Consider the following 23,830-nt stretch of genomic DNA (forward strand, 5'->3'; position numbering starts at 1 on the left):
ACTGTTTACTGATATCCGTAGGAGCGAATCGGGCGGCGTTCCGCTCATTCGCGAATGAATTCGCTCCTACGCAGTTTTTACGTCATCCATGATTGTCATGAGCCCGCCCAGGAGGCATTTCCATGAGCCGTATCGTCACCGTCGCCGCCACCCAGATGGCTTGTTCCTGGGATCTGGAAGCCAATATCGAAACCGCCGAGAAGCTGGTGCGTGAGGCTGCGGCCAAGGGTGCGCAGATCATCCTGATCCAGGAACTGTTCGAGATGCCGTACTTCTGCCAGAAGCCCAACCCGGACTATCTGCAGTTGGCGACCAGCGTGGAATCCAACGTTGCCATCAAGCACTTCCAGAAGATCGCCAAGGAGCTGCAAGTCGTCCTGCCCATCAGCTTCTTCGAGCTGGCCGGGCGTGCGCGCTTCAACACCATCGCGATCATCGATGCGGACGGCACCAACCTGGGCATCTACCGCAAGAGCCATATCCCGGACGGTCCCGGTTATCACGAAAAGTACTACTTCAACCCGGGCGATACCGGCTTCAAGGTCTGGCAGACCCGTTACGCGAAAATCGGCGTGGGCATCTGCTGGGACCAGTGGTTCCCGGAGTGCGCCCGCAGCATGGCGTTGCAAGGCGCGGAAATCCTGTTCTACCCGACCGCCATCGGCAGCGAGCCGCATGACAAGACCATCAGCTCCCGCGATCACTGGCAGCGTGTGCAACAAGGCCATGCCGGCGCCAACCTGATGCCGCTGATTGCCAGCAACCGCATCGGCAACGAAGAGCAGGACGGTTACGACATCACCTTCTACGGCTCGTCGTTCATTGCCAACCAGTTCGGTGAGAAAGTCGCTGAACTCGATGAAACCGAAGAAGGCGTGCTGGTCCACACCTTCGACCTGGACGAACTGGAGCACATTCGTAGTGCCTGGGGCTCTTTCCGTGACCGCCGCCCGAACCTGTACGGCGCGATCAAGACCCTCGACGGCTCGCTGGAGTCCTGATCGCCATGACGACGCTCAAGAGCACGCCGCGCGCTGACGGCTTCCACATGCCCGCTGAATGGGCGCCTCAGAGTCAGGTCTGGATGGTCTGGCCTGAGCGTCCTGATAACTGGCGCCTGGGCGGCAAGCCCGCGCAGGCTGCACACGTTGCCATCGCCAAGGCGATTGCCCGTTTCGAGCCGGTCACGGTCGCGGTTTCGGCCAGCCAGTATGACAACGCTCGTGCGCACCTCGACATGCCCAACATTCGCGTGGTTGAAATCAGCAACAACGATGCCTGGGTGCGTGATACCGGCCCGACCTTCGTCATCAATGACCAAGGCGAAGTGCGCGGCGTGGACTGGGACTTCAATGCCTGGGGCGGTTTTGACGGTGGCCTGTATTCACCGTGGAATCTGGACTCGCAACTGGCGAGCAAGGTCCTGGAAATCGAGCGTTGCCCGCGTTACGTGACTGAAGGTTTTGTGCTGGAAGGCGGCTCGATCCATGTCGATGGCGAAGGCACGCTGATTACCACTGAAGAATGCCTGCTCAATCGCAACCGTAACCCGCACCTTTCTCGCGAGCAGATCGAGGCGGTACTCAGCGATAACCTGGCGGTGGACAAGGTCATCTGGTTGCCAGACGGCCTGTTCAACGACGAAACCGACGGGCATGTGGATAACTTCTGTTGCTATGTGCGCCCCGGTGAAGTTTTGCTGGCCTGGACCGATGATCCCAAAGACCCCAACTACACACGTTGTCACTCAGCGTTGAGTATTTTGGAAAACACTCGGGATGCCAGAGGCCGCGAAATCATCGTTCATAAAATGCCCATTCCCGGTCCTTTGTTCGCGACCGAAGAAGAATGCGCAGGCGTTGATAAGGTGCACGGTAGTCAGGAACGCGACCCTTCGGTGCGTTTGGCAGGCTCTTATGTGAACTTCCTGATCGTCAACGGCGGCATCATTGCACCGAGTTTCGACGACCCGATGGACGAAAAGGCCCGTGAAATCCTGCAACGGCTTTTCCCGGAGCATGAAGTGGTAATGGCACCTGGCCGTGAATTGCTGCTGGGTGGAGGCAATATTCACTGCCTGACGCAGCAGCAGCCTGCGCCCCGGAAATTAATTCGGTAACATTTGCTTACATGCGTAACTGGCAAATGGTCCTTTTTTTGCTGCACTAAGCCCATCCACCGATGGGCTTTTTTTTGGGTAACGCTTTGTAGCAATTACCTTGAGGCTGGCCCGACGGCGGGTAAATAACGGGAGGTTTTTTTCGTTTTTCTGTCACAAAGCGTCCGTAGATTTAGCCCCTCATGGCTCAAGAGGTTGTCATTATGAACGCAGGTATCAACCAGCATCATGCTCGTGGTTTGTCTGCTAGTAACGAGGCTCGTCAGATGATGGCGGATTGGTTAAGGACGACCAAACTCCCGAAACCCCGACCGGATGTGCGTGCAATGCTTTTGCAGCGATATCCAGCCGGCCTGTTTAATGATGCAGAACTGGAAGCTCTGCTAGGCGTGCTAAAAGATTGACTATTGTGTGGGCCCTCGCACAGCGGCCATCTCCGTGTTTGACACCCCTCAAGCCTTGGGACTAGGATTCACGTCCCACCGCTTGTGGCTATAAGCCATGTACGTCCATCTGTAGTCCACTGCGATGATTTCGTTCGGTCTCTATACTTTTGCCCAAAGTTAGAGTCCACGGTCAACCTTAGGGAAGCCGCCACGGCGCGTGTAAATCCGTAATGAAGGAAAATAAGATGTTTAATAAACGTATCGGTTTGCTCGCTCTGGGCATTATCAGCGCCAGCCAGGCAATGGCGCAGGGGCAAGCAGAATCCAAGGGCTTCGTCGAAGACAGCCACTTGACCGTGAATCTGCGCAACGCTTACATCAACCGCGATTACAAGAATGGTGATGACGACAAGGCTGAATGGGGCCAGGCGTTCATCGGTAACTTCACGTCCGGCTTCACCCAGGGCACAGTGGGTGTGGGCGTTGATGCATTCGGCCTGTACGGCATCCGTCTGGATGGCGGTAAAGGTCGCAGCGGTGCTGGCGGTATCGACTTCTTCAAGCAAGGTAGTCCTGACGCAGATGGCAGCAATGGTTCAGCGGCCAATGACCTGGCTCGTGCTGGCGCAGCGGTAAAATTCCGCGTTTCCAACACTGTGCTCAAGTACGGCGATCAAATGCCTCAGCTGCCAGTGCTGAGCTACGATAACTCGCGCCTGTTACCAGAAAGTTACACCGGCACCATGATCACTTCCAAAGAGATCGAGGGTCTGGAAGTCGTTGCTGGCCGTTTCACTCAGGAAGCTCGCAAGAGTGCTGAAGGTCGTGACAGCGGTGGCTTGAAGAGCATCAACGTGTTCGGTGGTAGCTACAAGTTCACTGACGCGTTCAGCGCTGCGGCTTATGCTTCCGACAACGAAGATGTCTTCAAGAAGCAGTACCTGAACCTGAACTACGTCTTCGCTCTGCCACAAGACCAGTCTCTGACTCTGGACTTCAACGGCTACAAGACCAAGCTGGACAAGGACTACTCGGCTGCTGCAGCCGCTGGCGCACGTGACAACAAGATCTGGAGCCTGGCGGCGACCTGGGCAGTGGGTATTCACTCCTTCACCCTGGCTCACCAACGCAGCAGCGGCGAGACTGCCTACAACTACGGCGGCTATAAAAATGCCGGTGGTTTCGGTGATGGCGGCAACACCATCTACCTGGCCAACTCCTACTGGTCTGACTTCAACGGCAAGGACGAGCGTTCGTGGCAAGTTGCCTACGGCGTCGACCTGTCCAGCCTGATCACTCCAGGCCTGAGCTACAAGACTGCCTATGTTCGCGGTGACAACATCGACGACGGCACCGTTGGTAGCGGCAATGGTACAGAGCGTGAGTTCTTCAACCAGCTGACCTACGTTGTACAAGGCGGCCCGGCCAAGGACTTGTCCGTTCGCCTGCGTAGCTCGATCCTGCGTGTTTCCGCTGATGCTCAAAACTACAACAGCGAAGGTAACGAAGTTCGTATCTTCGTCGACTACCCAATCAACGTTTTCTAATGACGTGATTGTGTAACCGCTGTTTGAAAATGCCCCGGTCTCTGGATCGGGGCATTTTTTATGGGGGCCGATCAATGTTGTCGGCTACCATTCACAGATTCCCGCACCAGCCGGTCAAGCCCATGGCCCTCGCCGTACCTCCCGACCTCACCGATACCGACATTCCCGTGCAACCTCTGGCGCGCACCTATCCACGTGGGCATTACACCGAGCCGCATCAACATGTATGGGGTCAGGTGCTGTATGCGATGTCCGGGGTGATGTGGGTCGAGACACCGCTGGAAGCGCTGGTCGTACCGCCACAGCGGGCTGTGTGGTTACCGCCGGGTGTCGAGCATGGCATCCGCGTGGTGTCCGAACTGGAAATGCGCACCCTCTACCTGCAACCGGTCCTGGCCCGGACACTGGACAGTACGGTTCAGGTATTCGAGGCAGGAGGTTTGTTGCGTGAGCTTATCCTCAGTCTCGTCGCACTGGATCGTGATCGTGAGCCGCACTACTACGATGCGCTCGTCAATCTGGCCTTGCTGGAACTCAAGCGAGCCAAGCGATCACTATTGAAAGTCCCGATGCCCGACGGCTCCGACCGGCGTCTTATGAATATCTGCCAGGCAGTCATGAGCGAACCATCGCTGGATATCCCGTTCGAGCAACACGCTGCAAACGCTGGTGCCAGCGTCCGGACTCTGGCCCGTCTGTTTCAAGGCGTGCTGGGCATGGGCTTCGCTGAATGGCGCAGACAAGTGCAACTGGCGACCTCCGTGGCGGAAATCATTCAGGGTGTACCGGTCAGCCGTATCGCCCGGTCACTGGGCTATACACCCAGCAGCTTCAGCGACATGTTCCGTCGCGAGCTGGGCATGGCACCTTCGCGCTATCTGTAAGCGCGATTCTATGAAAGACATGAATATGTCTACCTGACCGATAGCCAGAAGCCCTTGGCCGATAGCCCCCTCAACCTTTCCCTACACTCTGCGCATTCCATACGTTTGAGCGGAGACACCCATGAAAGCCCTGCAATTTTCCCGAACCGGCGACCTCGCGGCCCTGGAGTTCGTCGAACTGCCCAAGCCCGTAGCCGGTGAAGGCGAAGTCCTGATCCAGGTGAAAGCCGCAGGCCTGAACCCCAGCGATGTGAAGAACGTACTGGGACGTTTCCCCTACACCACACTGCCACGTATCCCGGGACGCGACTTCGCCGGAGTGGTTATCGAAGGCCCTCAAGCGCTGCTGGGCCAGGAAGTCTGGGGAACCGGCAAGGAACCGGGATTTTTTCGGGATGGCTCCCACGCCGAGTTTCTGGCCTTGCCCGTCCAAGGCGTTGCCTTGAAACCCAAGGCCCTGAGCTTTGTTCAGGCCGCCAGCCTCGGCGTGCCTTACACCACCGCATGGGACGCACTGCAACGCAGCCTTGTGGCGCGCGATACCCGTTTGCTGGTGATTGGAGCGAACGGCGCGGTCGGCAGCGCGGCCATGGCACTGGGCAAGATACTTGGCGCTCAGGTGCTGGGTGCGGTGCGTCGTCCCGAGCATCTGGAAAACCTGCAAGCCGCAGGTTTCGACGGGATTCTGCTCGACACGCCGCAAGGCCTGGCCAGCCGGGTCAACGAAACCTTCAAGGGTGGCGCAGACGTGATCTTCGACACCACCGGCTTCTGGTTGCCCGCTGCCGTACCGGCGCTGGCCACCTTCGGCCGCATCGCAATCATCGCCGCGCCTGTCGACGGGCATGTGCAACTGCCAGCCCTGGCGCTGTATCGCAAGGGCGGTTCAGTGGTCGGCATCAACTCGCTGCTCTACGACTGCCAGGCCTGTGCCGGGATGCTCAACCAGTTCGGGCAGTTCTTCGATCAAGGGTTGCTGGAACTGCCGAGCGGGTTGCTTGAGTCGCCCTTGAGCGAAGGGCTGGCGCGTTATGCCGAAGTGAACGAGGGCAGGGGAGAGAAGGTCATCCTCATCCCCTGACGCTTCATGAAACCTTGAAGCGGGTCACCATCTTGTTCAGATCCACTGCCAGGCGTGACAGCTCATGGCTGGCAGTGGTGGTTTGATCTGCACCGGTCGTGCTCTGCAACGAGAGGTCGCGAATGTTCACCAGGTTGCGATCAACCTCACGCGCCACTTGTGCCTGCTCCTCGGCGGCGCTGGCAATGACCAGGTTGCGTTCGGAGATTTCATTGATGGCCTTGGTGATTTCTTCCAGCGCCTGCCCCGCGCTTTGGGCGACATCCAGAGTCGCTTCGGCCTTGGAACTGCTGTTCTGCATCGATATCACAGCCTGTTCGGTATCGTTCTGGATGCCGCCCACCATGACTTCGATTTCCTGAGCCGATGTCTGGGTACGATGCGCCAGTGCTCGAACCTCATCGGCAACTACCGCAAACCCACGGCCTGCCTCACCGGCACGCGCAGCCTCGATGGCCGCGTTCAGAGCCAGCAGGTTGGTTTGCTGCGCAATGGCCTGAATCACATCCAGCACTTTGCCAATCGCTTGGGATTGCTGAGCCAGCGAGCGGACCTGATCGGACGTCACCGCCACATCCCGCGTCATTTGTTGAATGGATGACAGGGTTTCACTGACCCGGTTACGTCCTTCCAGCGCCGAATGACTGGAAAGCCGCGAAGCCTCGGAGGTCGACACCGCATTACGCGCCACTTCCTCAACTGCCGCCGTCATTTCATTGACCGCGGTGGCTGCCTGCTCGATCTCGTTATTCTGCTGCTGAAGCCCGCGGCTGCTCTCATTGGTCACGGCATCCAGCTCCTCTGCCGCAGACGCCAGTTGTGTGGCAGACCCGGAAATCTGCTGGATGGTCTTGCGCAGATTGAGCTGCATCCCGCTCAAGGCCTGCTGCAAGCGCGAGATCTCGTCGTTGCCTTGCACTACAACGTCTTTGCTCAGGTCACCCGCAGCCACATCTTCCGCCACCTGGACTGCATCCTTGAGCGGACGCACGATACTGCGAGTCAGCAGCACCGCCAGCAGAGCCGTCAGCAAGGCTGCTGCGATAATCACCCCGGCAATGATGAAGCGAGAATTCTGGTACTGATTACTGGCATCTTCCACGGCCGCGTTGGCGCCGGCGGTATTCAAGGCAATCAGTTTTTCGAGGAGCGGTGCCATCTGGTCCGAGTAGACCTTCAGATCGCCGACAATCAAGCCATTGATCTGATCGGTTTCACCCGCCAACGAAATCTTGCGCAGGCGGTCTTGCGCTTGCAGATAACTTTGCAAGGCACCCTTGAACTGCTTGAACGTCTCAGCTTCTTCCGGGGAACTGATCAATGATGTGTAGCTTTCTGCGATCTGATTGGCCTTTTGCGTCAGCGTATTGAGCCGAGCCTCGGCCTTGTCGACATCAGCCTTGGAGCGATTGACCAGGATGAAATATGACATGGTACGAAAGCGAGTCGTGGTGTCAGCCATCTCGCCGAGCAAGCGTGTACTGGTTAACCAGATCTTGCCGATATCACTGCTCGATTTATTCAACGACTGCAATTTCTGCAAGCTCAACAGCCCGAGCAGCACCACGATCAGAGCGATCAGCGCAAACCCCAGAGTGGCCCTTGATGCGATACCCAGGTTCCGTAACGACATTTTTGTATTCTCGTGAGAGCCAAGACGATTGGAGTAATAACGCTATATCGGTCGCAGGGAATGTTTCTTAATATTTCGGTGATACTGAATGGGTATCAGTGATCATGGTTTGGATACGGTTTTTGCCCACGCCCTCTACCTGCTCGGCTACATGGCAAAGCTCGGGCGCGGCAGCGTATTGATCTGTCAGGCATGTGAAGAGGTGGGGTTTCCAGCACCCATTTGGCATTGCGACGGATCTTCAGCAGCACTGGGATACGCATCCGGGAGGACGCGAATGGCTGACTCCCAAGTGTCTGTTAATTCATTATTCACATCATTAAACGCCAGTTATTCCGCTTTTCGCCGGTTTGCTGGAAGTTTTGCATCACTCGTAGCGTGCCTTGTGAATCAATTGAAACTTCAGGCTGTCGTTTCTTCGACTTGCCCGACCCGATTCTCTCGGGTGCTGCTTGATCTGGCAGAGGTTTGAAGAGGCTAGATAACAATCGTTATAAAAGCCTTCATAATTGATGTAAGTGATAAGAATCTTTACACATGCGGTAGCCGCGAACGGATTTATATGAATGCGGTCATATGCCGCTCCCGGCGCAAAGGTTTCCTCTGCACACAGTCATTTATGGGATGGCCGCACCCATGCCCGCCTGCGTCGCCAGCAAGCAAGCAGGGTGGCCATGCCCAATCGGAAATTCAGAACATTTGAAAAATGAAACTGTTAATTTGTTTTCAGAAGATTTAAAGTACTTACGTCAGAGTAAGTATGGGTAAAAAGCTAAAGATTGATACAGGATTTGTAAGAAAATATTTCGGTATCGATAGTTTGTGAAGAAAAATAAAAAACTTCCAATTACTCATTTGTCGGCAATAAAAATCAAGTAATATTTTTCAAACTCAACAATATAGAATTTTAATTATTCTTTTAGCTGCTATTCATTATTCTTCGGCAAGGATTTGGTTTTCTTACGGATAAGGTCTGCTTGGCCGGGGTAATGACAATGCATAAACGAACTGCTCGCCCGCTTGATTTAGTCATGCCTTTAATGGCTGCCGCATTGGCAATAATTGTCTCTGAGCCCGCTCTGGCAGACACACGTGAACTGCGGATCGACTTACCGGACCCGCTCCCGCACGTGCGCGTACTGACGGTTCTGGTGGGCCTTCATCTTCTCGGCCTGTGCTTCGGCCTGGGCGGCGCGACCATGCTGGATTACTGGATCCTTCGCTGGATGCGCAAGGGCAGTTTGCCGGCTGAAATCAAGAGCACTTTCACCTTCATCAGTACCGTGGTCGCCATAGGCCTTGGCCTTCTTTGGCTTTCCGGCCTGGGGTTTCTCGCCCTCTACAGCCTTGAATCCCCGGAAAAGCTCGGCAACCCCAAACTCTGGGCAAAGATATGCATCGTCTCGGCCCTGACACTCAATGGCATGCTTATCCATGTATTCGTATTGCCCGTCGTGTTGCGCGACATGAGCCGACCGATCCTGGATGGCGTTTCGCGTAGCCGTATCGCCATATTCCTGGTTTCAGGCGCTCTGTCCGCGATCTCCTGGTACACCGCATTTGCACTCGGCATCTTCCGCGAACTGAACAACGGCGTTTCCTTCAACCTGCTGATCGTGTTGTGGCTGACCCTCACCGTTGCCGCCTTCCTCGCCGCAAGCCTGCTCTGGATGCAGCTTCGCGATGCACGGAAACGGAAGTCGGCGGTTACGAGTGCTGCTGCGGTTGATGCAATTGATGAGGCCAAGGTTGAGAGGGTTGTTGTTTCCTGATTGGTTGGGCTGACATCCTCTGCTGTCAATTGTGTCTGGGCTGGCAGGTATTGGTTAGAAAGCACTGCCAGAAAAAGCCTACGAAACAACAAGACACATACGTTGATTGCGTGGGCGTGGTCCGACTATTAGATTTGCAAGCCTGCCGCTAGCCTAGTCTCGCCACAGTCAATCCTGTGGTCGGGTGTCGCAACCTGATGTGTTTCTGAGGCGCGGTTTCGTGCCATAGCTCTCTAGCTGGCGCTTCTAGTGTCCAGCTAGCGTATTTCTATGGCGGACCGTGCGGGGCAGGCTTCGGTCTGGCCGGTTTCCTCAGACACCGGTTTGCGACCCTCGTACGGTCTGCCACCCTTTTTCCGTGTCGCAACGGTGGATGGCAGTTCCTTAATCCGTCTGAGGAACCAAGGATGCTGGCTTACCCCCCTTTTACGCACGGGCACCGCCCGCTACGTCAGACCTTATTGCACTTCGATCACGGAGGTTCCCTTCATGATTGATCGCTCACTACTGTCCCGCCTTCCACCTTACGACCTGATCAGATTGGCGTCTCTCAAGCCTGATGAAGCTGCGGCCCATTTTCGTGTTGCCGCCCGGCTCTGTCTGGACGGTGCCCGATGTGTGGCCTTTCGTGATCAGGAGCAGGAACGATTGGCTCATCGGTTGATTACCGACGGTATAGCGCTCTATACCCTGGCTTTTCAGAGACTCAGTTTGTCGTCGCCCCGTGCCATTGGAATTTCCACGACATGGCTGGCTGCGAATGACTCAGGTGAAGAGCTGAGGTTATGAGGTAAAGGCTGTGATGCGACTTGGCACTTCGTATGGAGCTATGCGATAGCTGGGCAATGCTCACAAAAGCACCTGTCTTCTCAGCGTGAAAGACAGGTGCAGACAGCTCAGGGTTTACTGATTGCCCTGCTTACACTCCAAGCCCGCCACCGAAGCTTCAACCAGCGCCCGCGCTGCCTCTATCTGATGCACTACCGCCTGCGCCAAGGGCCGGAATTCCTTTGTACTGTTATCCACCGTCTCATAAGCAGTCGCCGCTGCGCATAGCAGATATTCGGAAGCGAGCACTAAAGCATCCTCGATTTTGATACCGGGCTTTACATTGAAAAGGCCGATATTGAAATCGCGGGTCGTTGATCGGAAGGTAGCAGAGAGGTTGGAGGGTTGAAGTTCAGAGGAGATTACAGCCTGGGTGTTGGAATATCAGTGAAAAGCTACCGAGAGTGAGAAAGGCCTTCCTTTCTGCAAGTTTTTTTGGGGAATTGCGTATTGCGGCACCAGGAATCGAAACATGATGCAAGTGATTGATTTTTATGAATACTATTAGGTTCTACTCAAAAATCTATCGCTAAAAATACCCTTACGATCAGTAATCTCGCGAAGGGGTCAGGTCTCGCCTGCGTTGGGGGGGTGAGATTTATTAGCTGCTGCGGCTCAGCTTCAACTGTCCATGCGGAATTGCCGAAATAAGTTGACCATCTCTGAATGGCTGCTGATTTTTTACTTATTAATTTTGGGATTTATTAGGCGATAGCTTGTGAGCTTGTTTAGAGAGGATGCTCTGCATTAAACTCACAGCTATCACAGTAGTCTTGTTGCAAGGAAGAACGTATGGGGTATGCAGCGGTTTTTAAAGGTTGGGGCAAGATAACGATTGAAGATTTACTAGTTGCTTATAGAAAAGCAAAGGCTGACTGTTTTTTTGAGAATACATTTCCGGCTGCCATTAAATTTGCAGAGTATGAGCAAGACTTACTTGGTAATCTAAATTTATTGTTGGAAAGATTGATCTCAAAGTCTGGCTTTTTTGATGACGATAGAATGCTAGGTGAATATCGAATTCTCCCCAAAAAACTTAGCATTGATCCTAAGCGAAATGGGTCTAAGGGGCATATTCATTTTTCTTGCCCAGTGAGAGCATTTGAACATATAAAAAGCAATAGTGATGTCGTTCCGGAGTTTCGGATCGTTGGCGATTTTCCGGTAGATGCGCATGTGGTTTCTGCACTTTGGATAAACATGGTGGGCCACAAGTTTGATGCTTGTCTAGGTCAAGATTGCTATGGGGCCCGCCTGAAGCGCGTTAGGGATGACGAAAGTTTAGATAAAAATTCCCATAAACCATTTCATGTGCGAGCAGTTGGTTCATTTACTCCATACTTCCAACCTTACCAAAAATGGCGTAATGATGGCTTGAGAGCAATTCGATACGAGCTTGAGAAAGATCGAGATGTGATTGCTGTGTCCTTAGACCTGAAAAGTTACTATCATTTTGTAGATCCACTTGCAATTGCTGCTCCGGAGCTACAGAAAAAATTAGGGATCGAACTTTCAAGGGATGAACAACAGTTTACCAAGGTGTTGGCGCAGTTTCTGTCGAACTGGTCAAAGGGGGCGCAGGATTTTAGCGAAAAATTGGTTAAAGAAGCTGTTGAGATCCCTGGTGGACTGGTGATTGGTTTGACGGCAACTCGAATAATATCTAATGTATTGTTGAGCCACTGGGATAGATTGATAAGAGAAGAAATTGCTCCTATCCATTATGGTAGGTATGTAGATGATATGTTTATCGTGCTGCATGATACAGGGAATATTACCAGTGCTAAAGAGTTCATGTTCTTTTTGCAGAGCCGATTAGGTGAGGATTGCATTTTTCAAGAATCGGACGACGAGGGAAGGCAACGAAATAAAGACGAAAAATTGTGGGAAATTCAGCAAGGGGAGGAGTTGCAAAAGAAAACTAAGATCAAGCTGCAGGCAGAGAAACAGAAGCTATTTGTCCTGCATGGTCGAGCTGGCCTTGATTTGCTAGATAGCATTGAGAAAGAGATTTACGAGCTGTCTAGCGAGCATCGCTTGATGCCTTCTCCAGATCAGCTAGAGGATTCTACAGCAGCTCGAGTGCTTTCAGCAGCAGGGAGTGTAGGTGATCAGGCAGACACTCTACGAAGAGCAGATGGGTTGACAATTCGGAGGCTGAGCTGGTCTTTGCAATTGCGCCATGTAGAGACGCTGGCGAGAGATTTACCTCCAAATGAGTGGGTGAAACAGCGTGAGGAATTTTATCAGTTCGCACACAACCATATTGTACGGCCTGAGAATATTTTTGCTCACTTTGTCTACTTGCCTAGGCTCCTTGGTTTTGCAATTAGTTTGAATGAGTGGGAGCACGCAGAGCAGATTGTAGTACGCGCATTTTCCGCGATTGACCAGTTGGCGGCACATGTTAAGCCGGGTAAGTTAATTGGTTTAAATGGCACTGAAGCAAAAGCAGGTAATGAGCTTTGGCGTTATGTAAAAGGAACGCTCGCTTGGATGTTTGTCGACGCGGCTGCGCGTTACTATGATCCCAAGAAGCTGCTAAATCAAAATCGTCCAAAGAAGGAGGCACGTTTAGCTGAATTGTTTTTACAAGTGATTATTGAGGCGTTGACTGATTTCGGAGATATATTGGATTTCCGAATAGGTTCAGAAGATTTTTATAAGAAGGCACCTCTAATTGCTATGGCTGATCTCGCTAAAGAGCCTTATAAGCGTATTCTAAATATTCGGTCAGTCCAAGATTTAGTTGTTGAAAATTCAGGAAATGATGAAAAATTCATTTCTAGCTTACTGGCAAGTTCTGAACTAATTGATGTTGATGCTTTGAAGCTGTTTTTGAAGTCAACCAGACGATCTCGGCTCCACAAGGTAACGGCGGCGGCACGCAAACAAGAGAGCTTAATGCCTTATCTATTTCCAACAAGGCCACTTACGCCAGCTGAGATTGCAGAACTTGCCCCTGAATGTGTAGGGCTCCCGGGGAATAGTCGTGAGGTATTCACAGAAAGTCCGGCGGCTATTTGGGCGAAATACGTGCAGGCTCTAAGAGGAGTTTGGATACAGCCTACATTGCTAGCGTTAGAGCAGGAGGGGAAGAGCGAAGCAGCAGATACAGGAAATTATTTGCATATAGGGACTAAGCGAAAGTCAAAAGTTGTAGTGGCTTTAACTAATATTAAAACAGATGATAGTTCCTGGGCAGCTACGGCTTGTGATAAGCCAAATCTCTCGTTGGAAAGATACAGTAGAATTGCCGAACTTGTTAATCAAGCTATTCAGCTTAGCCCAAAGCCAGACTACGTGCTTTTTCCAGAACTTTCTGTACCGTTGAGGTGGGTTGATAGTATAGCAGGGAGACTTAGCGCTGTAGGAATTAGTTTGGTAGCTGGTACTGAGTATCGGCATTATCCAAAGAACAAAGTGATTAGTGAGGCATATCTTGTCCTAGCTGACAATCGCCTTGGCTTCCCTGCCTCCGTTATAATTAGGCAGCCTAAGCTTCAACCTGCCGTAGGTGAGGATCAGCAGCTTACTGCAATTTATGGTAAGTACTGGGCTTACGGAAAACTGAAAAAAATTTCGAGCAAGCCAGTTTATATTCATAATGGCGCTTGTTTTGGGGTTATGGTTTGTTCGGAATTGCAAAATAGTAAGGCGAGAGTAGACTTTCAAGGCAAGGTTGATGCTCTTATGGTGTTGAGCTGGAATAAGGATCTTGAGACTTTTTCGGCACTTATAGAGTCGGCTGCTCTAGATGTCCATGCATATACTATTTTGGCTAACAACAGGAAGTATGGAGATAGTCGCGTGAGGGCGCCTTCTAAAGAGCCCCATATGCGAGAGTTGGCTCGCGTACGTGGTGGCGATAATGATTTTATCATTGCGGCAACTTTGGATATAGACGCGCTTCGAGCGTTCCAAAGCCGGGCAAAAAGATGGCCTCAGAGCGATGATTTATTCAAGCCACTACCTGAGGGCTTCAAGCTGAGCCATCGCCGAAGGAGACTTCCTCCAAAGTAATAGTGTAGGGGCGCCAGTATCAATTGCTCTTATCAGTATGGTTGCTGGCCTGCCTGCTTGCGATTTATTTGCAGCCCCTTATCACGCCTCATCATCAGCGTCGTAGCCCTCATAGGCAAGCAACCGTTTATAGTGTTTACCCGGGCAGCCACGCTGGCTTGATGAGGTGTAAGGCTCTACTTATAAATCATGGGTTGGCCTGAGGTCTTTCTATTTTTGATGCGGCTGAAATGGACACAGTATAACCACGCTGGGAAAGATTGTCGTAGGCGCGCACTAAATTTACCTTGCTAAAAAAAGGTAAGTTATCTTTTACCGTGGTTGGCTCATCTCCAAGTATTAAAAATACTACCTCGTAATCCGAACTCTTAAAATTATCAATTGGTACGAGGTCTCGAGCGGCATTACCGAACGTGCCAAGAACTTTTCTGGCTGATTTTCTAAAGTCACGGTCTCCGAGCAATATTTCTGCAGCGACACTGCCTTGAGCAAAAAGATGACTCAATCCGGCTGAACCACCTTTTCGATGCTTTACATGGATAAACTGTTTTGCTGATGTGAGCAGGTCGCATAGCTCAACGGAGCTTGTTGATTTGTTACTTTTAATAAGTCTTTTATCTAGTAAGTAATAGCTATGCGCTTGAGCCGCTCTGATGTTATAGTCGCCCTCTGCTTCGATTTTGGATTTATTGCTTTCTTCCCATGTGTGAATTTGCGGGAATCGAAGAGGTGAAACGGCGATCTGCGTCAAGCTTGCATTCGTTCTTCCCATGAACGAGTTGTCAATTTCATACCACGTGCCACCAAAAATTATTGTGGTTTTGTTTGCTTCAGAGACTTCGTAGTATATGCATTTGTAAATCGAGTGGCTAAACTCATTGTCGTGTATGTCAAAAACATGTAGCTGGTCCCGTTTAATTGATTCGATAGAGACCTTAGAGGCGTCGATATTAGCCAAGTATAGGTCGGTGGAAATTGTGGGCGTTTGATTTGATTTTGTGCGTGTAAAGCTGAATCCCGCGATTGAATCCCACTTTTCAATTTCAGGCAAAGTTAAAACTAAATTTGAGTCGCGAGCTTTAATGGCTGCCAATAGAATAGCATCAAAATGATCTATTTGAGACTTTTCCTTGACTTTTCTGACGTTATCAACCCATAGAAAGTTAGCTTTGTAGTCATTTTTTTGATATTGAGATTTCAGCTTCCTGGCTATATCGGTTAGATCGCCTATCTCCATTTCTATTCCGAAAGAAAACATAGCGTCACCACCCGATATATTCTTAAATTCGACGCCAGTTTTTGGAGTGCCTGTGACCGCTCGCAAAATGTCTTTAGAAATATCGATGCCAAAAACACTTATTTCAGAGTCTCGCGTGGCTTGTGACCTTTTCTGCACAGGCTGATCGTCAAGGGTATGTATGTCAACACTTCGAAGGTTTTCATGATCAAGAGTATTTAATGCTGTTTTAAGCCCAAAATCTTGGACAAAAAATGATAGATCTATTAAGTGCCTGCCATAACCGAAGGCTATTGCAAATACATCATTATCAACCCTTATGAATAGAACCGCGGAACTGGATTTGTTGCCGATATCCGCAACGGTTTGTCCAGCAATTTCGTCAGCTATGTCTGACCAATTTGGCTTTTTTTCAGTTGCACGCTTTACGTATAACACGCCATTAAGATCAAGGTTTGAGGCGGTCTCATATCCCACTACATCTTTGTCTGCAGCGAGAAGATCAGCAAAGCCATTGTAGGTGACTTCGGGTTTTTTCAAGAAAATATTCAGATGGCGATATTTTTTCCCTGGCATCGCGTCTTCCCTGAACTTAGCGTAGTGGTATTAGCCTTTATTCGTTGATATTGCTTGAATCTGCTAGCTTTGACAACCCCTGTTTAGTCGGCACACAGGCCAATGGTAGCGGTAGCCTGTGACGGTAATGACTAATTGGTAACTCGGCCTGTCGACTTAAAAACTATGGCGGTGTCTTCGCGTGCTGTTTTTTTGAGGTTGTGGATGAAAGTAGTTTTCTTGCACTCAAGGTGTCGAGTGTTATCTAAAAAGTCAATAATTTAATTAACTAATTTAAATATAAGGATTTCTATGGTGGGTTGGCGTGCCTTTGTATCAAGACCAGGGTTGACCACTGGCCGGCCAGCTTGGCCGAGCCTGATATCCATTTTCCAGCCTGCAGTGGGTCCGACTGAATCGATTACGAAAATTAACAGTACGGGGGCAGTGTTTTCGGGACGGCACAACTGCCCGTCACAAATTCACCGTGATGTTCAATCAACGCTATTAGAAATAGCCTTTAGCAGCTAGATCTAGAGTAGTCCCCACGTCATCCCGCCAAGAATGTTGAGTGTTATCAGGGATCAAGGCCCCTGCGACCTGTGAGGGGTGTCCACTAACGCGGGACTTGCGCCTCCTTACGACCGGGAGCTTGGGCATCCCATGATCTTGCCTCCTGAACACTTCCGAAGAAGTGGGCGGGTAGAGGCAGCACTGGCTGACGAGACCAGCGCCTGAAGATCCTGAGCCATGTGCAAGCAGCACTTCGATGACCGGGGCGTGCCTGACTGTCAGTCAGATGCAGTCCATTCCCTGGTCTGAGGCACCATCATCTGCATCGCTGTTGTTGGTGACATCGGTGTTTGTCACGCCGATTGTTACGAGGGGGAATGCCGCAAAGCCTCATACGAGTTGGGCTGCAGCAGTAGGAGCGCCCGTCTTTTTTCTGAAGAAAGAGACGGGCGAAGGTTGGCGCAAGAAATGGCCAAGCTGATAGGTGCCTCAGGGCACCTAGGAAGGGAAGACCCTGTTAAAAGTAGGCATCCATCACAGGGCACGAACTCATACAGACTTTCATACCGCCTTCTTCCTACCTTCCAACTCCGCCACCGCCGCCTGAACCAATGCCCGCGCTGCCTCTATCTGATGCACCACTGCCTGGGCCAATGGCCGAAACTCCTTTGTGCTGTTATCCACAGTCTCGTAAGCGGTTGCCCCTGCGCAAAGTAGATATTCAGAGGCAAGCCCCAGAGCATCTTCAATCTTGATGCCTGGCTTTACGTTGAACAGGCCGACGCTGATGTCGTGAGGTGGGTGTGGCGTAGTGCTGATCATGGTGACTCCTTGACGTGGTTGAGCCATCACGTTTCGCGACTAAACGAAAGGTGGCGGCTATGCGCGGGTTAGTCGACCGGGACGTCAAGCACCCGGCGCACCCGAAGGTGCCCCGTGCATAGCCACCATAAAACATCACGCCGGTCTCAAGGACGCGGGCGCGGGATAGGGCGCATTCTGGCTTGACGATGTTCGGGCGACTAAACCCGGTCGCTGGTTTCGCGACAGGCAGGAAGGTAGTCGCGGCGTCGGGCATCTACAAGCGGTTGCTGCGGGTATCCTCGAAGTTCAGAAGAGTCCTACAGCTGGTGGAAGTCTGGGCTAATGGGGTCGAGAGTTTCACTGGCCCCGTCGCGAGCAAGCTCCCTCCCACAAACTGCGCCACAAACAAGAAAGGCCCACCTTTCGGTGAGCCTTTCTTGGTACTTCGTATGGTGCCGGCACCAGGAGTCGAACCCGGGACCTACTGATTACAAGTCAGTTGCTCTACCAACTGAGCTATACCGGCGTAATGGGCTGCGAGTATATAGAGTCTGTTGCGCTTGTAAAGCCTAGCTGTCTGATTCGGTTGAAAAAAACTGAAAGCCCTTGTGGCTCATGGCCTGAATGCAGGATAGCTGGAGGTCGGTGCGTAGGCAATTTCCCCGGTTGCTGGGCGATGGGGCTGGAGGGTGGTGTTGAAAGTGAGGAGGGTGGGCGTTGTCTTGGGGGCTTTGGCAGGAGGCTGATGCTTGTGTGGTATTCGGACTTTTTGAGTAGGCCTTTTGAATCAGGTACTTGAGGAATAGTGGCCATTCGGACTGGTATTCCTCTCGGGATAGAGATCGGCCATTTGCCACCGTTTGCGGGGCTGCCGGGGCTTGCATAAGCTTGGTTTCAACGGCCCGGACCACTGGCAGTAACGGAAAGGGTTGTTGGCTTTTCAGCCGACAAGACAAGGATTGTCGTTGGTATTCGAGGGATCGAGACCTGGCTACGGTAGTGCAGTAAACCGCTGGTCGGGGGTTGTCTGGAAAGTGGTCATTTTTAATCTGAACTAATGCTTCAAAAATGCCCGGATCCAAGGATCCGGGCATTTCAGTCTGTCCGCTGGCCACATGAGACTGATGTAAGAGGAAATCTTGCCGATATAGAGCTTGTTAAATGGCATGCCGCCATGGATTGCAAGACATATGCAAAGAACACTTACTCATTACGAGCAGCTCAAGGTCGCTCGCGATGCCTCTCCTGAACAGATCAAGAAGGCTTATCGCAAGCTGGCGCAGCAGCTGCATCCGGACAGAAACCCGGCTCCCGACGCTTCGGATCTGATGTGCATTATCAATGCATCTCATGATGTGTTGGCAGATGCTGCAAAGCGCGCGGCTTATGACGCGCAGCTCGCTTATGAGGAACAGAAGGCCAGGGAAGCCTATATCCGGAGTCGGCAGCTTCAGACCAGTGGTGCGCGCGCTGCCAGTGCTTATGCGGCCGCAGGTCCTGCCCACAGGCCTCAGCCTGCTTCACCGCCGCCTCGGGCGGCTCAGGCGAGCCCGCCGCCATCCAGGCCAACAGGCCGTAAACGTCGGCGTAGCGTGCTGCGCTGGGCGTTGGTGTTCATGATTTTTTGCGGGGCCGGTGTCTGGATGGGTTATGACCCGGATGCAGGCAAAGCCTACGTGCCTACCGAGGCCTTGCCGGTTGCTCACACGTGGGTCAAGCCAGCGCCTGCTCCAGTGGATGCGCCAGTGGGGAGTCCGATCAAGCTGGTGGACCCGGCACAACCCGAGTGCGTGATACCGGATCTCGATCCAATGGGCGCTGCATGGCCGCAGAAGGCGGGTTATGTGAAGGATATGCCGCTGCGCAAGGACAACGGCTGGTCGCAGATCATCATCGACAATACGGGCGGTGAGTCGGCGGTTTACGCCAAGGTCACGGATGCAGTGGGTCGCAATGCCTTTCGGCATGCATTCATCCCGGCCGGTGCGGTGTTCGCGTTCTCCAAGATGGATGCCGGCCTGTACCAGCTCAAGTACAAGATGATCAACACCGGCTGTGCCTATGCCTCGAACCGGATCCTGCTCGAAGAAACGCCGATGGGCAGCCAGGTCAAATCCAGCGTCTACAAACTGACACTGCGCAAGCTACAGAATCGCAATGCGCAGTTTTCCAATCTGAGAAACGATCAGTTTTGACCTTGGCGACGCCCCCCTCAGTTTTTCTTTCTGATGAGTTTGTTCAGGTAGTACCTGGGGCTTAGCAGGTCTTTGGGCCTTGGCTTGTAGTGGGTCTTGTTTCTTTGCGTGGGGTCGACCGGCCCTTTTGAGGCAGTGTAGTAATAAAGCGCGATTGAGCGGCGGGTGATGTGCTCGGGCGTCGTCAGGGGTTCCGGGTGGCCGTGGTTGCTGTCGGCGTCGGTGTTGAAGATCACGCAGCGGTTGTAGATGGGCAGGACTTTTTTCAGGCATGTGCGCATGTCCACATCCCAGAGTTCCAGGTTGCCGCCGTATTCCTCTTTCCAGTCCGGGTTGAGGTAAATGATGGCGTTGATCCGGCGATCGACATTGAGCTTTTTGTTCAGCCGAAAGTCCGAATGCACGCCCAGGAAGCCGCCCTTTTTGGTTTCATGCAGGCCGCCGCCTGTGAAATACGGGTCAGGTATCAGGCCTTCGATGCCGGTGAGCTTTTCAAGAAAGTGCAGCATGGGTGCCGAGTTGAAGGCGTTGAAGACTTTCTTCAGATGAGGGTCGCATTCATTGGGGCTGATCTGCCTTTTGTGCTGCCCTTTGTAGCCGCGCTCGTAGAGCATTTCGTTGTCGGTCGGCTCGGCGGGGAAGTGCTCGCAGATGCTGGCGATCAGGTCTTGCGGTAAAAAGTCGTCGAGGACGATATGCGCAAAGGGTGCAGCCTGGGTATAGGTATCGGTCAGCGACTGACCCAGCTCGCCAGCGGCAGCCAGGTCAAAATCAAGCTCTGGAGCCAAGGTGATCGGCAGTGTTTGTTGAGTTGCAGTCATTGCCGCTCCAATAGTTGGAAAGTCATCACGTGTTCATTGTCGACGCGCTTTGCCCGTTGGCATTGCTCTTGTTGATACGTCGCAGGATATCGTTGTACATCTTGACCCGTCGATGGGTCGTGTCATAACCACCGGCTGCCGAGACAGTACCTGCCTGGATGTGGTCCAGGTAGCTGAATATCTTGCGTGGCGACAGAAACTCGATGTCATAGCCGAGCTGGATCATGGTGTCCTGCAGGGTATAACCCGGTACCCGATCATCCATCTGGAAGTGCAGGCCGTGCTGCTTCATGAGCTTGGTGTTCCAGAGGGTGCAGAAGCTTTTCAGGTGTTCTTCGCGATAAGGCTTGGGCTGTTTGGAGCGCAGGCCCAGAGAGAGTTTCAGGCGGCGGAAGTGGTGTTTGAACAGTCGGGAGCTGAAGCGCCAGATGGTTCTGGCGGTGCCACGATTTAGTTGCTCTACACAGCCGACTGCCGCAACTTTCGGGTTCTGGATGATCTTGTCCAGCATCATCGAAAATACGTGTTTGTCGAAAATGAATGTATCGGTGTGCAGCAGGAAAAGGTAATCGGTTTCGACCCGCTCAAGGATCATATCGAGGGCTTTGCCGTGGGCGATATGGCCGCTTTCCGGGCCAGGGCTTTTACGCTCGATGAGGTTGATCCAGTCCAGAGTGCGCAGGTATTCAGTGCTGTCATCGGCTGAATCGTTGTCCACTACCCAGACCTGATTCGGGGTGCCGCCCAGGTGCTGTTGCAGCAGATCCAGACAAATCTTGGTAATTTCGAGAGTCTTGTAATTGACTATGGCAATGCTGAAGGTAGGTGTTTTATCAGATACAGAATCAGGATTGCTCATCGTCATGTACTCAGTAATCGCTTGGAAACGCGCGCAAGGAAGCGTACTCGTATTTAATTGTTTCTTTATGTTTCCTGATTGGCTCCCACAGACATACGCTATGGCTATTGACTCAATAGCCAGGCAATTGCGGTTATTGTCCAAGGGAACTAACAGAAAAAACTAGCGCGGCTATCCTATAAGCCCTCGTCCGGTACGTAAACCCTAATGACTGCTGTCGCCCCATCCTTCGCGCACAGCTTTGCGGATCCCCTCCAGCAGCATTGCAAAGGCCGGGTTGTCGTTGTTTTCGGTCCAGATCAGATGCAGTTCGCTCTGTACGCCTTCCCCCAGATCGATATCCCGGAACACCACGTTCTTGAATACCACGCTGGTTGCGCAGCGCGGGACCAGCGCCAGCCCCATTCCCGCATTGACCAGCGCCAGGATGGTCAGTGACGAGCCAAGCCATTGCACATATTCCGGAGCAACGCGGGCAGAGCGGAGCATGCCGGTCAGCAGTTCGTTGAACGGCGGGTAGGCTGAGTGGGAGTACATGAGGAACGGCTGCGCATCGAGGTCCTGGACCGACACGGTTTTACTGTCGGCCAGACGATGGCTGCAAGGTACAGCCAGCACGAAGGGTTCGCGCACCAGGCATTCGGTGGCGTAGCCGGGTTCCAGCAGCGGGGTGCGCACGATGCCCAGGTCGATGCGGCGCGCACGAAGAGCTTCGTGTTGCTGATAAGTGTTCATTTCCGACAAGTTGATTCTGACGTGGGGCTGCTTGAGTCGCGCTTCTGCGATGACCTTGGGCAGAAACTCATACACCGCACTGCCGACGAAGCTGATATTCACTGAGCCGATATCACCTTCGGCGAATCGCCTGGCCGTGGCGGCAGCCTGTTGGGCGCGCTCCAGCAGGTTCTGGGCTTCGACAAAGAAGGCGCGGCCTGCTGCGGTCAAGGCGACATTGCGGGTGTTACGGGTAAACAGGTCGACCCCGAGGTGATGTTCCAGCAACTGAATCTGCCGACTGAGCGGCGGCTGGGTCATGTTCAGCCGTTCGGCGGCGCGGCGGAAGTTGAGTTCAGTCGCGACAGTGGTGAAGCAGCGCAGTTGAGTGAGCTCGAACATTGATCTAATCCGGGTATCAATGGAATGCCAAGTTAGATTAGACGGGATCAATCGCCGCGTCCATGATCGACTCGTCCCTAAAAAAACAATGAACGGGAGTCGTATCTTGAAGAGCCTCCAGAGCCCCACCGATGCTCCTGTGCTTGCCCGGGCAGCGGCCAAAGTCAAACGCCATGTGCTGCCGTTGTTCGTGGTGATGTTCATCGTCAATTACATCGACCGCGTCAACATCGGCTTTGTGCGCAGCCATCTGGAAACCGACCTGGGTATTGGTGCCGCAGCCTATGGGCTGGGTGCCGGGTTGTTTTTCGTGGGCTACGCGCTGTTCGAGGTCCCTTCCAACATGTTGCTGCAGCGCTACGGTGCCCGTGTCTGGCTGACGCGCATCATGTTCACCTGGGGCGCAGCGGCCATGGCCATGGCCTTTGTGCGGGGCGAAACCAGTTTCTATGTCCTGCGCTTTATCCTCGGTGCGGCCGAAGCCGGGTTTTTCCCCGGCATCATTTACTACTTCACCCAATGGCTGCCGTCTTCCGAGCGTGGCAAGACCATGGCGGTTTTCCTCAGCGGTTCGGCCATTGCCTCGGTGATTTCCGGGCCGGTTTCCGGTGCGCTGTTGCATATCAACGGTCTGGGCCTGCATGGCTGGCAGTGGATGTTTCTGATCGAAGGGTTTGCCTCCGTTCTGCTCTGCGGTTTTGTCTGGTTCTGGCTGCAATCCCATCCGAGTGAAGCGAAATGGCTGAGCGAGGAAGAGAAAAGCGTACTGATTGCCGCGATTGCCCAGGAGCAACGCGAGCGTGAGGCCGTGCAGGTCGCCAGGCCTTCGATGTTCAAGCTGCTGGCTGACCGGCAGATCGCGCTGTTCTGCTTCATCTACTTTTCCATCGCCCTGACGATCTACGGCGCGACCTTCTGGTTGCCCAGCATGATCAAGAAAATGGGCAGCCTGGGCGACTTCCAGGTCGGGCTGTTCAACTCGGTGCCCTGGATCATCTCCATCGTGGCGATGTACGGCTTTGCTGCCATGGCCAGCAAATGGAAATTTCAACAGGCCTGGGTTGCGCTGACGCTGGTTATCGCTTCGTTTGGCATGTTCATGTCGACAACCGGCGGGCCTGTTTTTGCCTTCGTCGCGATCTGCTTTGCCGCCATCGGCTTCAAGGCTGCATCCGCGCTGTTCTGGCCGATCCCGCAAAGCTATCTGGACGCTCGCATCGCGGCAGCGGTGATCGCGTTTATCAACTCCATCGGCAATCTTGGCGGCTTTGTTGCGCCTACGACGTTCGGAATTCTGGAACAGACCACCGGCTCGATCGAGGGTGGCCTGTACGGATTGGCAGCGACCTCGCTGTTGGCCGCCGTAGTGATCTTCTTTGCTCGCACAACGCCCGTCAGCCGCCATGGCAAACCCGTCGAAGCGGCCGTGCCTGAGCGCGCGGCAACACACTGATACC

At 53.0% G+C, this 23,830-nt stretch carries 19 protein-coding genes and 1 tRNA gene; 12 read left to right on the forward strand and 8 right to left on the reverse strand.

Annotation, left to right across the window (positions count from 1 at the left end; all coding sequences use genetic code 11):
- The first annotated feature begins 122 nt into the window (after positions 1-122).
- The 6 genes from aguB (at position 123) to Q6A51_RS22070 (ending at position 6,017) form a co-directional block, all read left to right on the forward strand.
- Positions 123-1,001, forward strand: a complete 879-nt coding sequence (gene aguB / locus Q6A51_RS22045; RefSeq protein ID WP_201019008.1) for an N-carbamoylputrescine amidase — start codon at positions 123-125, stop codon at positions 999-1,001.
- A 5-nt stretch (positions 1,002-1,006) separates the two neighbouring features.
- Positions 1,007-2,119: an agmatine deiminase gene (gene aguA / locus Q6A51_RS22050; protein ID WP_304575732.1), complete on the forward strand. Its 1,113-nt coding sequence runs from the start codon at positions 1,007-1,009 to the stop codon at positions 2,117-2,119.
- Positions 2,120-2,322: 203 nt separating this feature from the next.
- On the forward strand, positions 2,323-2,523 hold the full coding sequence (locus Q6A51_RS22055) for a hypothetical protein (RefSeq protein ID WP_201004183.1): 201 nt from the start codon (positions 2,323-2,325) through the stop codon (positions 2,521-2,523).
- A gap of 227 nt (positions 2,524-2,750) precedes the next feature.
- Positions 2,751-4,052 (forward strand): OprD family porin, encoded by a 1,302-nt coding sequence (locus Q6A51_RS22060; RefSeq protein ID WP_304575733.1) that lies wholly within the window; start codon positions 2,751-2,753, stop codon positions 4,050-4,052.
- 122 nt (positions 4,053-4,174) lie between these two features.
- Positions 4,175-4,936 carry an AraC family transcriptional regulator gene (locus Q6A51_RS22065; RefSeq protein WP_304575774.1) on the forward strand — a complete coding sequence of 254 codons (762 nt, stop codon included), beginning with the start codon at positions 4,175-4,177 and terminating at the stop codon, positions 4,934-4,936.
- Positions 4,937-5,057: 121 nt separating this feature from the next.
- Positions 5,058-6,017 (forward strand): quinone oxidoreductase family protein, encoded by a 960-nt coding sequence (locus Q6A51_RS22070; protein WP_304575734.1) that lies wholly within the window; start codon positions 5,058-5,060, stop codon positions 6,015-6,017.
- A gap of 4 nt (positions 6,018-6,021) precedes the next feature.
- Here Q6A51_RS22070 and Q6A51_RS22075 read toward each other — a convergent pair whose 3' ends face one another.
- Positions 6,022-7,650: a methyl-accepting chemotaxis protein gene (locus Q6A51_RS22075; RefSeq protein WP_201019004.1), complete on the reverse strand. Its 1,629-nt coding sequence runs from the start codon at positions 7,648-7,650 to the stop codon at positions 6,022-6,024.
- Between the two features lie 88 nt (positions 7,651-7,738).
- On the opposite strand from Q6A51_RS22075, the gene Q6A51_RS22080 reads away from it, so the two are divergent.
- The 3 genes from Q6A51_RS22080 to Q6A51_RS22090 all read left to right on the forward strand — a co-directional run bounded on the left by Q6A51_RS22080 (position 7,739) and on the right by Q6A51_RS22090 (position 10,211).
- On the forward strand, positions 7,739-8,122 hold the full coding sequence (locus Q6A51_RS22080) for a hypothetical protein (RefSeq protein WP_304575735.1): 384 nt from the start codon (positions 7,739-7,741) through the stop codon (positions 8,120-8,122).
- Between the two features lie 559 nt (positions 8,123-8,681).
- A complete protein-coding gene (locus Q6A51_RS22085) occupies positions 8,682-9,422 on the forward strand; it encodes a hypothetical protein (RefSeq protein ID WP_304575736.1) in 741 nt (246 codons plus the stop codon).
- Between the two features lie 489 nt (positions 9,423-9,911).
- Positions 9,912-10,211, forward strand: a complete 300-nt coding sequence (locus tag Q6A51_RS22090; RefSeq protein WP_304575737.1) for a hypothetical protein — start codon at positions 9,912-9,914, stop codon at positions 10,209-10,211.
- 114 nt (positions 10,212-10,325) lie between these two features.
- On the opposite strand, the gene Q6A51_RS27600 is transcribed toward Q6A51_RS22090, so the two are convergent.
- On the reverse strand, positions 10,326-10,613 hold the full coding sequence (locus Q6A51_RS27600) for a DUF6124 family protein (protein ID WP_405046172.1): 288 nt from the start codon (positions 10,611-10,613) through the stop codon (positions 10,326-10,328).
- Between the two features lie 429 nt (positions 10,614-11,042).
- Between Q6A51_RS27600 and Q6A51_RS22095 the strand changes: the two genes are divergently transcribed.
- The gene (locus Q6A51_RS22095) at positions 11,043-14,273 is read left to right on the forward strand and encodes an RNA-directed DNA polymerase (RefSeq protein WP_304575738.1); all 3,231 of its coding nucleotides are present in this window, start codon (positions 11,043-11,045) and stop codon (positions 14,271-14,273) included.
- A 187-nt stretch (positions 14,274-14,460) separates the two neighbouring features.
- Here the strand turns inward: Q6A51_RS22095 and Q6A51_RS22100 are convergent, their stop codons facing one another.
- The 3 genes from Q6A51_RS22100 to Q6A51_RS22110 form a co-directional block, all read right to left on the reverse strand.
- The gene (locus Q6A51_RS22100; protein ID WP_304575739.1) at positions 14,461-16,086 is read right to left on the reverse strand and encodes a TIGR04141 family sporadically distributed protein; all 1,626 of its coding nucleotides are present in this window, start codon (positions 16,084-16,086) and stop codon (positions 14,461-14,463) included.
- A 1,053-nt stretch (positions 16,087-17,139) separates the two neighbouring features.
- Positions 17,140-17,400: a hypothetical protein gene (locus tag Q6A51_RS22105; RefSeq protein ID WP_304575740.1), complete on the reverse strand. Its 261-nt coding sequence runs from the start codon at positions 17,398-17,400 to the stop codon at positions 17,140-17,142.
- Positions 17,401-17,832: 432 nt separating this feature from the next.
- Positions 17,833-17,908, reverse strand: a tRNA-Thr gene (locus tag Q6A51_RS22110).
- 664 nt (positions 17,909-18,572) lie between these two features.
- Here Q6A51_RS22110 and Q6A51_RS22115 point away from each other — a divergent pair.
- Positions 18,573-19,577, forward strand: coding sequence for a J domain-containing protein (locus Q6A51_RS22115; protein WP_304575741.1), 1,005 nt, complete (start codon positions 18,573-18,575; stop codon positions 19,575-19,577).
- 17 nt (positions 19,578-19,594) lie between these two features.
- Here Q6A51_RS22115 and Q6A51_RS22120 read toward each other — a convergent pair whose 3' ends face one another.
- From Q6A51_RS22120 to Q6A51_RS22130, 3 genes are all read right to left on the reverse strand, one after another.
- Positions 19,595-20,398 carry a 2OG-Fe(II) oxygenase gene (locus Q6A51_RS22120; RefSeq protein WP_201004154.1) on the reverse strand — a complete coding sequence of 268 codons (804 nt, stop codon included), beginning with the start codon at positions 20,396-20,398 and terminating at the stop codon, positions 19,595-19,597.
- A 25-nt stretch (positions 20,399-20,423) separates the two neighbouring features.
- Entirely contained in the window at positions 20,424-21,257 is an 834-nt protein-coding gene (locus Q6A51_RS22125; protein ID WP_304575742.1) for a glycosyltransferase, read from the reverse strand.
- A gap of 204 nt (positions 21,258-21,461) precedes the next feature.
- Positions 21,462-22,373, reverse strand: coding sequence for a LysR family transcriptional regulator (locus tag Q6A51_RS22130; protein WP_304575743.1), 912 nt, complete (start codon positions 22,371-22,373; stop codon positions 21,462-21,464).
- 106 nt (positions 22,374-22,479) lie between these two features.
- Here Q6A51_RS22130 and Q6A51_RS22135 point away from each other — a divergent pair, with 106 nt between their 5' ends.
- Entirely contained in the window at positions 22,480-23,826 is a 1,347-nt protein-coding gene (locus Q6A51_RS22135) for an MFS transporter (protein ID WP_304575744.1), read from the forward strand.
- The last annotated feature ends 4 nt before the right edge of the window (positions 23,827-23,830 follow it).

Source organism: Pseudomonas serbiensis (genome assembly GCF_030580745.1).
Classification (GTDB): Bacteria; Pseudomonadota; Gammaproteobacteria; order Pseudomonadales; family Pseudomonadaceae; genus Aquipseudomonas; species Aquipseudomonas serbiensis.